Genomic DNA, 1,551 nt, shown 5'->3' on the forward strand with positions numbered 1-1,551 from the left:
GATGGCATCAATCATATGGCCGATGAACAGCGAGCCGATGCCGCCGAGTCCAAAAGCCAGTCCGGTAATAAGGCCGGAGACGGTACCGATGTTGCCGGGGTACAGCATTTGCGCGTAAATGACGGTGACCGAGAAGCTGGACAGAAGAACGAATCCGCCAATCAGCAGCAGCACGCCTGCCCACAATTGTCCTACGAACGGCAGCGCTAGCGCGAACGGAACGGTTCCGATCATGGAGAACAGGATGAGATTCCGCCGTCCGAACCGGTCGGCAAGCGGCCCTCCGAAGAGAGTGCCAAGAGCTCCGGCAGCCAGGTACATAAAAATATAGTTCTGTGCGCTGTCCAGCATAAGTCCATATTTTTCCATTAAATAGAACGCATAGTAGCTTCCGATCGCCTGGCCATACCACGAGCGCACAAAGACAATCAAGACCAGGATAACCGCCGCCCTAAGAATGCTTCGCCGTCTGGCGGGGTCCATTGTGCGGGCAGCGTTCTTTTTGCGGAACGTATAGCCGGCATCCAGCATCTCCCGGTACCACCGGGCCACATAGGTCTGCACCACGACACCGGCGGCCGCAATAATCGTAAAGCCCAATGCGCCAATCTGTCCGAACGGGATAAAAATCCACTTCGTGAGCAGCGGCCCGAGCGACTGCCCCGCATTGCCTCCGACCTGAAAGATGGATTGGGACAACCCTTTTTTAAGACCGGCCGCCATATGCGCCACACGCATGCCTTCGGGGTGGAAGGTCGCTGAGCCGAACCCGATCAGAATGACGGAGATCAGCACCAGGGCATAATTATTGGCGTAGGCCAGCAGCATAACCCCCGTTAACGTGCTGTCCATTCCGAGCGGAAGCAGGATCGGACGCGGATGGCGGTCTGCGGCATAGCCGATGACCGGCTGTATAACCGAAGACGTGACGTTGAGTGCGAACGCGATCCATCCGATTTGGGCGAAGGAGAGCAGCATGTTGCTCTTAAGGATCGGGAAGATAGCAGGGATAACCGCCTGAATGGAATCGTTGAACAGGTGGACGAAACCGACGGCCAGCAAGATCCGGTAGATCGTGGCCTGCTGAAGCTGGCTCTGCTCTCCGGCCGCCGCATTTACCTGCGCCAGAGTAGACGTTGATTGATTTCTCATTGCAGCTCCTTTCTATAATAAGCCGGATTAAGCCGGGCATTCGATATGGATTACGATAACTCGTTTTACTGCTTGACTGCAATGAACATTCAGGAACGATAGGAGATATTAAAGACAAATCATTTATTTTTAAAAAAGGGGTTGCAAGTTTGAACTATGCATGATATATTATTTCTTGTCGCTTGCGAGGTTGTGATGAAGTTGAAAATCATGATCGAAAAAAGAGTTGACGAACGCAACACAGTGTGTTATTCTATAATTCCTGTGCATGAGATGAAATATTCAAATGCTGGGTGCAAGTTCTTTGAAAACTGAACAAATGGAACACGTTGATTTTTAATGATTCATGTGAATGGATCGTCAGTTTCAAAATGAGCTTATCGCTCTTTCAATACCCTT

General features: G+C 51.3%; 1 protein-coding gene. It reads right to left on the reverse strand.

All coding sequences use genetic code 11. The annotated features are described in order from the left end of the window. Positions 1-1,152 (reverse strand): MFS transporter (locus L692_RS0102085; RefSeq protein ID WP_025696759.1); only part of this gene is annotated, 1,152 nt, incomplete at its 3' end. Positions 1,153-1,551 lie beyond the last annotated feature (399 nt).

This window comes from Paenibacillus forsythiae T98 (assembly GCF_000520735.1).
In the GTDB taxonomy this organism is placed as follows: Bacteria; Bacillota; Bacilli; order Paenibacillales; family Paenibacillaceae; genus Paenibacillus_AQ; species Paenibacillus_AQ forsythiae.